The sequence below is a fragment of the Kitasatospora aureofaciens genome (assembly GCF_001188955.3).
Lineage (GTDB): Bacteria > Actinomycetota > Actinomycetes > Streptomycetales > Streptomycetaceae > Kitasatospora > Kitasatospora aureofaciens.
Genome location: NZ_JPRF03000083.1, coordinates 1 through 12,671, shown reverse-complemented (window position 1 = coordinate 12,671; position 12,671 = coordinate 1). Strand labels below are relative to the sequence as shown.

The 12,671-nt window shown below is 74.4% G+C and carries 10 protein-coding genes and 1 rRNA gene; 6 read left to right on the top strand and 5 right to left on the bottom strand.

Annotation, left to right across the window (positions count from 1 at the left end; translation table 11 throughout):
• The 3 genes from rrf to HS99_RS37230 form a co-directional block, all read left to right on the top strand.
• Positions 1-74, top strand: a 5S ribosomal RNA gene (gene rrf, locus HS99_RS48735); the annotation flags it as partial.
• Positions 75-266: 192 nt separating this feature from the next.
• Positions 267-686: a YciI family protein gene (locus HS99_RS37235; RefSeq protein ID WP_030283918.1), complete on the top strand. Its 420-nt coding sequence runs from the start codon at positions 267-269 to the stop codon at positions 684-686.
• 23 nt (positions 687-709) lie between these two features.
• Entirely contained in the window at positions 710-1,867 is a 1,158-nt protein-coding gene (locus HS99_RS37230; RefSeq protein WP_030283921.1) for an RNA polymerase sigma factor, read from the top strand.
• Between the two features lie 3 nt (positions 1,868-1,870).
• On the opposite strand, the gene HS99_RS37225 is transcribed toward HS99_RS37230, so the two are convergent.
• From HS99_RS37225 to HS99_RS37205, 4 genes are all read right to left on the bottom strand, one after another.
• Positions 1,871-3,181, bottom strand: coding sequence for a DUF58 domain-containing protein (locus HS99_RS37225; RefSeq protein ID WP_030553222.1), 1,311 nt, complete (start codon positions 3,179-3,181; stop codon positions 1,871-1,873).
• Positions 3,182-3,266: 85 nt separating this feature from the next.
• Entirely contained in the window at positions 3,267-4,247 is a 981-nt protein-coding gene (locus HS99_RS37220; RefSeq protein ID WP_050367158.1) for an AAA family ATPase, read from the bottom strand.
• Between the two features lie 26 nt (positions 4,248-4,273).
• The gene (locus tag HS99_RS37215; protein WP_051746860.1) at positions 4,274-5,503 is read right to left on the bottom strand and encodes a DUF4350 domain-containing protein; all 1,230 of its coding nucleotides are present in this window, start codon (positions 5,501-5,503) and stop codon (positions 4,274-4,276) included.
• A 702-nt stretch (positions 5,504-6,205) separates the two neighbouring features.
• On the bottom strand, positions 6,206-7,357 hold the full coding sequence (locus HS99_RS37205; protein WP_050366754.1) for a hypothetical protein: 1,152 nt from the start codon (positions 7,355-7,357) through the stop codon (positions 6,206-6,208).
• 287 nt (positions 7,358-7,644) lie between these two features.
• Between HS99_RS37205 and mtrA the strand changes: the two genes are divergently transcribed.
• The 3 genes from mtrA (at position 7,645) to HS99_RS37190 (ending at position 12,293) form a co-directional block, all read left to right on the top strand.
• On the top strand, positions 7,645-8,322 hold the full coding sequence (gene mtrA / locus HS99_RS37200; RefSeq protein WP_030283937.1) for an MtrAB system response regulator MtrA: 678 nt from the start codon (positions 7,645-7,647) through the stop codon (positions 8,320-8,322).
• A 124-nt stretch (positions 8,323-8,446) separates the two neighbouring features.
• A complete protein-coding gene (gene mtrB / locus HS99_RS37195) occupies positions 8,447-10,429 on the top strand; it encodes an MtrAB system histidine kinase MtrB (protein ID WP_232543247.1) in 1,983 nt (660 codons plus the stop codon).
• 10 nt (positions 10,430-10,439) lie between these two features.
• Complete coding sequence (locus HS99_RS37190) at positions 10,440-12,293, top strand: LpqB family beta-propeller domain-containing protein (protein WP_030283940.1); 1,854 nt, start codon at positions 10,440-10,442, stop codon at positions 12,291-12,293.
• A 52-nt stretch (positions 12,294-12,345) separates the two neighbouring features.
• Here the strand turns inward: HS99_RS37190 and HS99_RS47410 are convergent, their stop codons facing one another.
• Entirely contained in the window at positions 12,346-12,516 is a 171-nt protein-coding gene (locus HS99_RS47410) for a phosphoribosyltransferase family protein (RefSeq protein ID WP_244916007.1), read from the bottom strand.
• Between the last annotated feature and the right edge of the window lie 155 nt (positions 12,517-12,671).

The window sequence follows — 12,671 nt, the reverse complement described above, 5'->3', positions numbered from 1 at the left end:
ACCCGGAAGCTAAGCCTCACAGCGCCGATGGTACTGCAGGGGGGACCCTGTGGGAGAGTAGGACGCCGCCGAACAATCATTCAGAAAAGCCCCTGATCCTTTGGATCAGGGGCTTTTCGCATTTCCGAGGCAGGGAGGTCGGCCGTGGCCACGGCCACCGCCGCTGCGGAAAGAATCTTGGTCACTCGTGTCGAGAACCCGTGGCCGGCTCCGTCCCCGGGGTGGACGCGGCCACAATGGGTCGCATCAGCACCGAGGAGAAGACGATGGCCAAGTACCTGCTGCTCAAGCACTACCGAGGCGCTCCGACCGCGGTCAACTGCGTGCCGATGGACCAGTGGACGCCGGAGGAGGTCACGGCGCACATCACGTACATGCAGGACTTCGCCGCCCGGCTGGAGAAGACCGGCGAGTACGTCGACGGCCAGGCGCTCGCGCCGGAGGGGACGTGGGTCCGGTACGACGGTGAGGGCCGTCCGCCGGTGACCGACGGTCCGTTCGCCGAGACCAAGGACCTCATCGCCGGCTGGATGGTGATCGACGTCGACAGCTACGAGCGCGCCGTCGAACTGGCCGGGGAGCTGTCGGCCGCTCCCGGTGCCGGGGGGAAGCCGATCCACGAGTGGCTGGAACTGCGCCCGTTCCTGGGGATGCCGTCGACCACCACGGAGTGCCATCTCCGATGACGGAGGTCAGCGGAGGCTACCCGATGGACGAGGCCCTGATCCGGAGCCTCACGCCGGCCGTGCTCGGCGTCCTCGTCCGCCGCGGAGCAGATTTCGCGGCGGCCGAGGACGCCGTGCAGGAGGCGCTGATCGAGGCGGTTCGCGGCTGGAGGGCCGATCCACCGCGCGATCCGAAGGGCTGGCTGGTCAGCGTCGCCTGGCGGAAGTTCCTCGACGCGGCCCGGGCGGACACCGCCCGCCGCCGTCGGGAGGACCTCGTCGACCAGGAGCCGCAGCCCGGGCCGGCGGCCGCGGCGGACGACACGCTGCAGCTCTACTTCCTGTGCGCCCACCCGTCGTTGTCGCCGTCGTCGGCGGTCGCGCTCACCCTCCGCGCACTCGGCGGGCTGACCACCCGCCAGATCGCCCAGGCCTACCTGGTGCCCGAGGCGACCATGGCGCAGCGGATCAGCCGGGCCAAGCGCACCGTGTCCGCCGGCCGGTTCGATCGGCCCGGCGACGTCGCCACCGTGCTGCGCGTCCTCTACCTGGTCTTCAACGAGGGCTACTCGGGCGACGTCGACCTCGCTGCGGAGGCGATCCGGCTCACCCGGCAGCTTGCGGGGGCGATCGACCATCCCGAGGTGGCGGGCCTGCTGGCGCTGATGCTGCTGCACCACGCCCGCCGGGCCGGCCGGACGGCGCCCGACGGCAGTCTGGTGCCGCTCGCCGAGCAGGACCGCAGCCGCTGGGACACCGGGTTGATCGCCGAGGGCGTCGGGATCCTGCAGGCGGCCCTCGCCCGGGACCGGCTGGGTGAGTTCCAGGCCCAGGCGGCGATCGCGGCGCTGCACGCGGACGCGCCCACCGCCGAGGAGACCGACTGGGTGCAGATCGTCGAGTGGTACGACGAGTTGGTGCGGTTGACGGACAGTCCGGTGGTCCGACTGAACCGCGCGGTGGCAGTGGGCGAGGCCGACGGGCCGCGCGCCGGGCTGGCGGCGCTGGGGGCGGTGGACGCGTCCCTGCCGAGGTACGCGGCGGTGGCGGCGTACCTCCACGAGCGCGACGGGGACCTGGCGACGGCGGCCCGGCTGTACGTCGAGGCGGCGCACCGGGCGCCCAACCCCGCCGAGCGCGACCACCTGACGCGGCAGGCCGCCCGGCTGAACGTGCGGCTCAACGATCCCGGGAGGGGCTGAGGTTCAGAGCCGGCCGGCGGCCTTCAGCGCCAGGTAGGTGTCCGCCAGGGCCGGGGCGATCTGGGCGGGCGGGGCGTCGAGGACGGTGACCCCGTGCCGGGTGAGGCGGTCGGCGGTGTGGCGGCGGTCGGCGCGGGTCCGTTCGGCGGCGGCCGCGCCGTAGACGGCCTCGACGGTGCCGCGGCCGGCGGCCAGCACGTCCAGGTGCGGGTCGGCGACCGAGGCGAGGACGACCTCGTGGCGTTTGGTGAGCAGCGGCAGCAGGGGCCGCAGGCCGTCCTCGACGGGGGCCGCGTCGAGGCCGGTGAGCAGGACGATCAGCGAGCGGTGCGGTGCCATCCTGAGCGCGGTGGAGACCAGGGAGCGCATGTCGGTCTCGTGCAGCGCGGGCTCCAGCAGGGCCATCGCGTTGGTGAAGGCCGGCAGGATCTCGCTGGGCGAGCTGCCGATGACCGCGGCACGCTTGCGGGCGTCGTGGGCGAGCAGGTCGACCCGGTCGCCGGCGCGGGTGGCGAGGGCGGTGAGCAGCAGGGCGGCGTCCAGGGCGGCGTCCAGGCGGGGGGCGTCGCCGACGCGGCCGGCCGAGGTGCGGCCGGTGTCGAGCACGACGAGGATGTGCCGGTCGCGTTCGGGGCGCCAGGTGCGGACGGCGACGGTGTGACGGCGGGCGCTGGCGCGCCAGTCGATGGAGCGGACGTCGTCGCCGGGCAGGTACTCCCGCAGGGAGTCGAACTCGGTGCCCTGCCCACGGGTCAACACCGAGGTGCGGCCGTCGAGTTCGCGCAGCCGGGCGAGCCGGGAGGGCAGGTGCTTGCGGCTGTGGAACGGGGGCAGCGCGCGGACCGTCCAGGGGACGTGGTGGGAGCCCTGGCGGCCGGCCAGGCCGAGCGGGCCGAGCGAACGCACCGTCACCCGGTGGGCGTGGTGGTCGCCGCGTCGGCTGGGGGCGAGCACGGAGACGGCCAGGCGCCGTTCGCCGCCGGGGACGGCGAGGGTGTGCCGGGAGGCGGTCTCGGCGGTGCCGGGGCGCCAGGCGGAGGGCGCCCAGGCGTCGCGGATCAGGGCGCGGAGGGGCCGCCCGGAGGGGTTGGTGACGGTCAGTTCGACGGAGGCGGTGTCGCCGAGCCGGACGGTGGTGGCGCCGCCCCGGACGATCCGCAGGCTGCGGACGGGGGCGGCGAGCACCAGGTCGGCCAGGACGGCGAGCAGGACCGCGCCGGTGACGGCCCCGATCCCCACCCAGGAGGGCAGCAGGAGGCCGACGAAGAGCGCGCCGAGCGCGGCGATCAGGGCGGTTCGCCCGGTGAGGGCCATGCGGGTGCGCTCCTTCGGAAGCCCGTGGTCGGAGGGGCCGTGGGTTCGGCGGCGGCGAGAAGCCCGGTGCGCCGGTGGTCGTGGGTCAGCGGGGGGCGGGCGTCTGGGCGAGGACGGCCTGGATGACGGAGTCGGCAGTGACGCCCTCCATCTCGGCCTCGGCGCGCAGTGCGACGCGGTGCCGCAGGGTGGGCAGGGCCAGCGCCTTGACGTCGTCCGGGGTGACGTAGTCCCGTCCGGCGAGCCAGGCCCAGGCGCGCGAGGCGGCGAGCAGGGCGGTGGCACCGCGCGGGGAGACGCCGATGGAGAGCGACGGGGACTGCCGGGTGGCCCGGCAGAGGTCGACGATGTAGGCGAGGACCTCGGGGGAGACGGTCAGCCCGGTGATCTGCTCGCGGGCGGCGGCGAGGTGCTCGGGCCCGGCGACCGGGCGGACGCCGGCGGCGGCGAGGTCCTTGGGGTCGAAGCCGGACGCGTGCCGGGACAGGACCTGGAACTCCTGGTCGCGGTCGGGCAGCGGCAGGATCAGCTTGAGCAGGAAGCGGTCGAGCTGGGCCTCGGGCAGCGGGTAGGTGCCCTCGTACTCGACCGGGTTCTGGGTCGCGGCGACCAGGAACGGGACGGGCAGCGCGCGAGGCTCGCCGTCCACGGTGACCTGCCGCTCCTCCATGGCCTCCAGCAGGGCGGCCTGGGTCTTGGGCGGGGTGCGGTTGATCTCGTCGGCGAGCAGCAGGTTGGTGAAGACCGGGCCGGGCTGGAAGGAGAACTCGGCGGTGCGGGCGTCGTAGACGAGCGAGCCGGTGACGTCACCGGGCATCAGGTCGGGCGTGAACTGGATGCGCTTGGTCTCCAGGCTGAGCGCCGTGGAGAGGGTGCGGACCAGCAGGGTCTTGGCGACGCCGGGGACGCCTTCGAGCAGGACGTGGCCGCCGCAGAGCAGGGCCACCACGAGGCCGGTGACGGCGGCGTCCTGACCGACCACGGCCTTGCCGATCTCGGCGCGCAGGGCGGTCAGCGCGGCGCGCGGGTCGGTGGCGGGGGTGGCGGGTGCCGTGCCGGGGGTGATGCGGAGCTGGGCGGTCGCCTGTTCGGTCACGGGTTCCGTACCTGCCTTTCGAGGGCGTCGAGGTCGTCGGCGAGCCGCAGCAGCGCGGCGTCGTCGGTCGGGGGCGGGCCGTAGAGCAGGGCCCGGACGTCCGCGGCGGGTCGTTCGGGGAGGCGGCCGGCGACGGCCGCGCAGAGTGCTTCCGGCTCGGGGGCGCCGGCCTGGAGCGGGACGCCCAGGGCGGGGGCGAGGCGGTGGGCGGCGGCGCGGCGCAGGGCCTCGGCGGCGCGGCCGTGGGCCTTGGCCCGCCGGTAGAGGCGGGCGCGGCCCTCGGTGGTCTCGGCGGCGCGGACCACCACGGGCAGGTTCTCGCTGACCACCGGGCCGAGTCGGCGGGCGCGCCAGAGGGCGGCGAGCACGGCGGCGACGGCGAGTTGGTAGAGGGCCCAGTGCCAGCCCTTCGGGATGTAGTCGCCGAAGGACTTGTGCGGGGTGCCCTCGGCGACCGGCGCGGTGTAGTCGGGCAGGTGCCAGGTGAGGCGGGGCTGCGAGCCGAGCAGGCCGAGCGCGAGCGAGGCGTTGCCGTCCCCGGCGAGCTCGTCGTTCCGCAGGAACCGGCCGCTGCCCAGCACGATGACGTCGCCGCCCCCGCTCGGGGTGCGGACCAGGGGGTAGGCGTGGCCCCGCTGGTAGCAGCCGTCGCCGCGGCTGCCGCTGGTGTAGAGCATGCCGCCCGTGGAGGCGCTGCCGGCCCGGAGGGCCTCGGGGAGCGAGCAGCCCGGCTGGGTGCCGCGGACGGGCGCGAACGGGGCGTCGCCGGCCTCGTCGGCGGCGCGGATGCCGGGGGCGAGGACGCCGAGTGCGGCCGGACCCGGGGCGATCAGGACCAGCCGCTGGTGCCGGGCGGCGGCGACGGCGCGCAGCTGGGCCGGGCTGAGCAGGTCGGGTTCGGGCAGCACCAGGGTGTCGGCGCCGTTCGCGGCGGCCGCCGGGTCGGTGCCGAGTTCGACCTTGACGCCCTGGTGTTCGAGCAGCGCGACCACGGCGTGGGCGCCGTCGGAGTCGTAGGAGCGCGGGTCGATCGGCGGGTAGCGGTGGCCGCGGTTGAGGACGGCGATGCCGACGGCGGCGACCAGCAGGACGGCGAGGAAGACCAGGTACCAGCGGGCCCGGCGGGCCAGGCCGCGCCCGGTGGGGGCGAGGCTGGTCGGCGTGGCGTCGGTGGGTCGTCCGGGGGCTCGCTCGGCGGCGGGGGGAGCCGGGGCCGTGCCGGTCATGCCGCTCCTCCCGTGGTCGGGGCCGGGGCGGCGGCCGCGGCGGAGGCGTGGGCGAGGACCGGGCGGGTGTGTTCCAGCGTCCGGTCGAGGTCCAGCAGCAGCTGGTAGGCGGCCTGGTCGGCGGTGCGCTCGCCGTAGGCGACGTCGTCGAAGGTACGGGCGGCCGCGGCCAGCGCGGCGGCGTGCTCGGCAGGGCCCGGCCGGCCTCGGCGGCGGCCTCGTCGGCGGTGCGGCCGGGGCGGGCGTCGAGCAGGGTGCGTTCTTCCAGGGCGCGGACCAGAGCGCGCATCTGCTCGCGGACGGCCTCGGACCAGCGGCCCGCGGCGGCGTGCCCGGCGGCCTCCGCGCGGTACCGGTCGGCGCTGCGCGGGCCCTCGGTGCCGTACACACCCAGGACGGTACGGGCGGCGCGCTTGGGGGCGCCGAGGCGCCACCAGAGGGCGGCGCCGATCACCACGGCGACGACCAGGAACAGCACCAGCCCAGTGGTGCCGTCGGTGCCGTCGCCGGAGATGCTCCCCATGGCGCGGTCGATGTGGTCCCAGATCCAGTCGACGACGCGTTCCAGGACGGTCGGGTCGTTCTTGTGGTAGTCGGCTTTGAGCAGCTCGTCGCGGGCGGCGTCGCGGGCCGGGTCACGCGGAACGGTGACCGGAGCGCCGCTGGCGGCGAGGAGCCTGTCCCCCCAGATCGGCATCCGGTTCAGTGCCTCGCCGGGGTCTGGTCGGCCCGGCCGTTCCCGCCGGTGCCCTGCTCGGGCGTGGAGGCGGCGCGGGCGAGCTCGATGTCCAGGGCCTCGCGGCGGATCCGCTGGTCGATGTAGACCAGTACGCCGACGGCGGCCAGGAACGGGGTGGTCAGCGAGGAGGCGATGATCCCGGCGATCGCGGTCAGCACCATCATGCCGATGGACTGCTGCGAGGAGTCGCCGAAGCGGTCGATGGAGCCGAAGCCCAGCACCAGGCCGATGAAGCGGAACGGGATGACCAGGGTGGCCCCGACGATCCCGGCCAGGAGCCGGCTCAACAGGACGATGCCGAAGATCCGCCACCAGGAGCCGCGGGCAAGTCGGCGCGAGCGCGACAGCGCCGTCACCACCCCCTGCTTCTCCAGCATCAGCGCGGGGGCGGCCAGGCTGTAGCGGATCAGCAGCCAGAGGCCGACCGGCAGGGTCAGCAGGCCGACCAGGAACAGCAGGGACACGGTCGCGGGGCTGTCGGCGCCGCCGGCCCGGTAGCCGAGCAGCGGGGTGAAGCCCAGCAGCACCACGCCGCCGCTCATCAGGGTGGTGAGCACGGTGAGCCCGAGCAGCTGCAGCAGCCGGGGCCGGGCGTCGCGCCAGGCCTCGCCGGCGGTCACCGAGCGGCCGAGCACGGCGCGGCTGACCACGATGGTGAGCAGTGCGACGGCGAGCGCGTCAAGCAGCAGTGTCAGCGGCAGGCTGGCGAGCAGGGTGAGGAGCTGGGTGGAGGCGCCGGTCCGGCCCTTGACCAGCAGCTGGGCGACGAAGGTGCCGGCCTGGTCGACGACGGCGATGCCGAGCGAGAGGGTGAGGGCGGTGCGCCAGTGCCGGCGCACGGTGGTGACGGCGCCGTCGAGCAGTTCGCCGACGCTCAGCGGGCGCAGCGGGATGACACCGGGCCGGGGGCTGCGCGCGGCGTCCCAGCCGTACGGGTCGCGGCCGGGCGTCTGCCCGCCGTGGTTCGGCTGTCCGTACTGGGCGCCCCAGCCGGAGGTGGTCCGAGGGGGTGCCGACGGCCCGGGCACGGCGGCGGGCGCGTCGGCCGGGGGCCGGACGCCGTCGCGGGGCGGCTCGGACGAGCTGGGCGAGGCCCAGCCCGGAGTGTCGGTCATCACTGCTCCTCGGAGGGGCGTCCTGGGCGCGGATCCGGGCGGATCTTTCGCCCGCGCGCAGCGCCCATCGTGCCATGGGGCCCGGAGACGCCCCAGGGGTATCCGGTTGCTGATCGGCAACGGGGCCCGCCTGGGGGTCGGGCGGCGGGTTCCGGACCGTTCGAAGGCGTTCCGACTAGGGCTATTCGCCCGGTATGGCCGGAATTCGACGGCCGGGGACTTGGCCGTTCTGGAGCATTGGCACTGCTGTGCGGCAGGTCACAATCCGGTAATGAGAAGATGGACGCATGAAGGGACGCGTCCTCGTCGTTGATGACGACTCCGCACTGGCCGAGATGCTCGGCATCGTGCTGCGTGGTGAGGGTTTTGAGCCGTTTTTCGTCGCGGATGGGGACAAGGCGCTAGCCGCGTTCCGGGAGAGCAAGCCCGACCTGGTCCTGCTCGACCTGATGCTGCCCGGCCGGGACGGCATCGACGTGTGCCGGCAGATCCGGGCGGAGTCCGGCGTCCCGATCGTCATGCTGACCGCGAAGACCGACACGGTCGACGTCGTGGTGGGCCTGGAGTCCGGCGCCGACGACTACGTCACCAAGCCGTTCAAGCCCAAGGAGCTGGTGGCCCGGGTGCGCGCCCGGCTGCGCCGCGCCGAGGAGCCGACGCCCGAGCAGCTGACCATCGGCGACCTGGTGATCGACGTGGCCGGCCACTCGGTGAAGCGGGACGGGCGCAGCATCCCGCTGACCCCGCTGGAGTTCGACCTGCTGGTCGCGCTGGCCCGCAAGCCCTGGCAGGTGTTCACCCGCGAGGTGCTGCTGGAGCAGGTCTGGGGCTACCGCCACGCGGCGGACACCCGCCTGGTCAACGTCCACGTGCAGCGACTGCGCTCCAAGATCGAGAAGGACCCGGAGCGCCCCGAGATCGTGGTGACCGTCCGCGGCGTCGGCTACAAGGCCGGACCCAGCTGACGTGTCGGAGCGGGCTGAGGGCACCCCGTCGGGTTCCGCGACCGACGGGGCGGGGGCCGTGCGCGGGGACGTGCTGAGTTCGACCACCCGCCGCCGTCGCGGCCCCTCCGGGATGTTCGGCCTGATGAAGCGTCAGCTCCGGCGCCCGGCCCGCAAGGTGGCCGTGCTGTACCACCGGTCGATCCAGGTGCGCGTGGTCGCGGTGTCCCTGCTGGCCTCCATTGCGGTGGTGCTGGTGCTGGGCGTGGTCGTGGTGGCGCAGGTGCGCAACGGCCTGCTCGACACCAAGATCGACGCCGCCCGGGCGCAGGCCCGGATCGGTTTCCAGGTCGAGCAGAAGAAGATCGACGAGGCCCGGGACCAGAACCTGCGGGGCGCCGTCGACCCGAGCACCGGCGAGACCGGCACCTGGCTGCTGCGCCAGGTCAACGACCTGGCCGCGAGCGGGCAGACGGTCTACTCGGTGATCGCGATGGCCCCCGGCACCGGGGCGGTCGTCCCCGACAGCGCCGGCTTCGCGCCGCGCTACTCGGGCGACATCCAGCCCAGCAGCGTCCCGGACACCCTGCGCGCCAAGCTCATCGAAGAGCCCGGCCAGATGTTCGACCAGCCGACCCGGATCCACCGCTCGCCCGAGGCCGGCGGCAAGAGCGAGCCCGGCCTGGCCCTCGGCATGCAGTTCGTCGGCCCCGCCAACACCAGCTACCAGCTGTTCTACGTGTTCTCCTTCGGCCAGGAGACCGACACCCTCAACCTGATCACCGGCACCCTGGCGACCGCCGGCGTGTTCGTGGTGATCCTGATGGGCGGCATCGCCTGGGTCGTGGTGCGCCAGGTGGTCACCCCGGTGCGGATGGCCGCGGGCATCTCCGAGCGGCTCGCCGACGGGCACCTGGAAGAGCGGATGAAGGTGACCGGGACGGACGACATCGCCCGCCTCGGGGAGTCGTTCAACCGAATGGCCAACGCCCTGCAGGCGCAGATCCGCCAGCTGGAGGAGCTGTCCCGGGTGCAGCGGCGCTTCGTCTCGGACGTCTCGCACGAGCTGCGCACCCCGCTGACCACGGTCCGGATGGCCGCCGACCTGATCTACGACAGCCGCGAGGACCTGGATCCGATGGCGGCCCGCTCGGCGGAGCTGCTGCAGGGCCAGCTGGACCGCTTCGAGTCGCTGCTCGCCGACCTGCTGGAGATCAGCCGCTTCGACGCCGGCGCCGCGATCCTGGACGCCGAGCCGGTCGACCTGCGAGAGATCGTCGGCCGGGTGGTGGAGGCCGCCGACCCGCTGGCCCAGGCCAAGGGCAGTACCGTGATCATCCGCGGCGACAGCGAGCCGGTGCTGGCCGAGGTGGACTCCCGCCGGATCGAGCGCATCCTGCGCAACCTGGTGGTCAACGCGCTGGAGCACGGTGAGGGCCGCGACGTGGTGGTCCGGCTGGGCTCGGCGGACGGCGCGGTCGCGGTCGGCGTGCGCGACTACGGCATCGGCCTCAAGCCGGGCGAGGCGTCCCGGGTGTTCCACCGCTTCTGGCGGGCGGACCCGTCCCGGGTGCGCACCACCGGCGGCACCGGGCTGGGCCTGTCCATCGCCGTCGAGGACGCCCACCTGCACGGCGGCTGGCTCCAGGCCTGGGGCGAGCCCGGCGGCGGCTCGCACTTCCGGCTCACCCTGCCGCGCACCCGCGGCGGCGAGATCAACCGGGCGCCGTTCCGGCTCGAGCCGGAGGACTCCCGCAACAACCGGGGCCTGGGCGCGTACGGCACGCCGTACCGCCGGGCGATCGCCCCGACCGGTTCGACGGCCATGGCCGCCGCCGAGGAGCAGGGCGAGGCGCCGGACGGGACCGGCAACGGGCTGGGCAGCGGGCTCGGCGGAGTGCTGAACATCGGCCCCGGCCTGGGCCGGAACCGGCTGCCGGAGGGGCCGCGCTCGGACCCCTCGGACGTGCGGACGGCGGGGGCCGGTTACGGTGCCACCGGCGCCCAGGTCATGGTGGACCCGACGCCGGGACGGCCGTCGGTGGCACAGCGGACGGCGGAACCGGACGTGACGGGTGGTACGGACCTGGAGGGGTCGCAGCGTGCGAAGGACGAGCAACAGGACTGAGACCGGCCCCGTGCCGCGGCTCGTGGCGGTGGCCGGTGCGGTGCTCGGCGCCCTGGTGGCGAGCGGCTGCGCGGCCATGCCGGACTCCGGCGGCATCGCCAAGGTGGAGCTGTCGCAGGGCTCGGCCGACAAGAACCTGCAGGCCAGGGTGTTCCCGGTGGCGCCCGCCAAGGGCGCCAAGCCGCGTGAGCTGCTGACCGGGTTCCTGGACGCGGTGACCGCCGACGAGGGGTACGAGACCGCGCGCAAGTACCTCACCGGGCACGCCGCCGCGACCTGGAACCCGGACGCGGGCATCCAGGTGCTCTCCGCCACGCAGATCGCGCCCGACCAGGTCGTCAACGACAAGGACACCGAGTACTCCGAGACGGTGTCCGGGCAGCTGCTGGCCACGGTCGACGAGAAGCGCTCGTACGTGATGGTGGCGGGGCCGAACAACAACAAGGTCCTCGACTTCACCTTCACGCGGGAGGACGGTGAGTGGCGGATCGCCCAGCTGCCCGCCGGCGTGATCATGAACGAGACCAACTTCCGGAACAGCTTCCGGCAGGTCGAGCGGTTCTTCTACACCGCCCCCGACCCGTCCGTGCCGGGCTCCGGCAGCGGCCAGGAGGTGCTGATCGCCGACCCGATCTACCTGCGGCGGCGGATCGACCCGCTGACCGCGGCCGCCAACGCGCTGGTCGCGGGGCCCTCCCACTGGCTCGCACCGGTGGCCCGGACGGCCTTCCCGAGCGGCACCACCGTCGACAAGGTGGCCCTCGACGACAGCCGGGTCGCCCATGTGCAGCTCGGCGGCGCGGACCTGGGCGACGCGGCGGCCTGCCGCCGGATGGCGACCCAGCTCTACTACACCTTCGCCGACCAGGGGAAGGGGCAGGTCGACCGGCTGGAGCTGAAGGGGCAGCGCGGCTCCTGCACGGCCAGCCGCAACGACGACCAGGCCGTCGGCCCCGGCGCGCTGGCCGGCCGGCTGCCCGTCCAGCAGTACTACCAGCGCGCCGACAACGGCGTGCTGATGGTGGCCGACGAGGGCCGCAGCGGCGATCCGGTGCCCGGGGTGCTGGGCAAGCCGCACACGAGCGGCACGCCCCAGCTGGGGAACGTCGCGGTCAGCCGGGACGGCTCCCAGGCCGCCGCGCTCTCGGACGACGGCCACCAGCTCTACTCGGTGCCGCTGGCGGCCGGCACGGGGGTGCTGCCCGAACCGGTGCTCAGCTCGCCGGTGAAGGCCGGCGCCAAGGACGACGGCCTGACCTCGCCGACCTGGGACGGCCGGGGCGACCTCTGGGTGGTGGACCGCAACCCGCAGGCCCCGCGGGTGGTCATGGTGCGCGGCGGCAAGACGTACACCGTCCCGGTCGAGGGGCTGCTGACCGGGCAGACGGTGCAGGCGGTGAAGATCTCCTCGGACGGCGCCCGGATCGCGCTGGTGGTCAAGTCACTCGGTGTGACGGGCAGCTCGCTGGAGTTCGGACTGGTGGAGCACGGCGGCACGCCGGGGGCGCCGACCGCGAGGATCACCGGGGTGCGCCCCGGGGCCCCCTCGCTCACCGACGTCGCCTCGGTGTCCTGGACGGAGACCGACCAGCTGCTGGTGCTCGGCAAGGAGGCCGACCGCCCCCAGCAGCTGTACTACATCAGCACCGACGGCTCGCAGAGCACGGACAGTCAGCTGCAGACCGGCAACGGACTGCCGTCCTCCCCGCAGTCCATCTCGGCGGCGGAGTCCCGCGGGTACCTCCTGGCCCAGCCGTCGCCGGTGCTCGCGGTGGCGGGCGGGACGGTCTACCGGCTGGTCAACAACCAGTGGCGGGAAGCCCAGTTGGTGGACAAGGCGCGCTCGTACTTCTACGTGGGCTGATCGGCGGGCCCCGGCCCGGCGGGCTCGGAGTGGCGGCCCCGGTCCGAGGGCCTCAGACCGGCGGCTGCACCGAGGTGGCCGCGACCGTGGCGGCGGCCCGGGCCGGCAGTCCGGCGTCGGCCAGCGCCCGGGCGGCCTCGGCCAGGCTCGCCCCGGTGGTCACCAGGTCGTCCACTAGCACCGGCTGACGGCCGGCCAGGCCGGTGCGGGCGCGCGGCAGCACGGTGAGCGCGCCGTGCAGGTTGCGCCGCCGCTCGGCGGCGTTCAGCGAGCTTGCCGCGCGGATCGATCTCGGCGATCTCGACCTGCACCTTGGCGCCGACGCCGAGGACGTCCTCGACGTTCTCCACGCGCTTGCCGCCGGCCAGCTTGCGGATC